This is a genomic window from Pseudomonas sp. YuFO8 (assembly GCF_035065025.1).
Lineage (GTDB): Bacteria > Pseudomonadota > Gammaproteobacteria > Pseudomonadales > Pseudomonadaceae > Aquipseudomonas > Aquipseudomonas putida_AE.
Map to the genome: position 1 here is coordinate 1 of NZ_JAXDEQ010000176.1, position 408 is coordinate 408.

At 60.3% G+C, this 408-nt stretch carries 1 protein-coding gene; it reads left to right on the top strand.

Translation table 11 applies throughout. The annotated features are described in order from the left end of the window. On the top strand, positions 1-408 hold a 408-nt coding region (locus tag SOP95_RS31870), incomplete at both ends, for a diguanylate cyclase (RefSeq protein ID WP_323609571.1).

Consider the following 408-nt stretch of genomic DNA (forward strand, 5'->3'; position numbering starts at 1 on the left):
CAGCCAGGACACCTTGGCGCGCATCGGCGGCGATGAGTTTGTGTTCCTGGTGCAACTGACCCAGCCGGACGATGCCCTTGGCCTTGCCGAGCGCCAGGTGATCCTGATCAACCGCGCCTTCCAGGTGGCCGAGCATGAGCTGAAGATCTCTGCCAGCGTCGGCATCGCAATGTTCCCGGGCAACGGTGGCAACCCTCAGGAATTGCTGATGAACGCCGACGCCGCGATGTACCACGCCAAAGGCATGGGCAAGAACGGCTACAGCTTCTTTGACGTGTCGATGAACAACAATGCACGCAAGCAATTGCAGCTGTTGCAGGACTTGCGTAATGCGGTGGAACAGGAGCAATTGCGCCTGTACTACCAACCCAAGTTCGACGCGCTCAGCGGCATCCCGGTCGGCCCCGA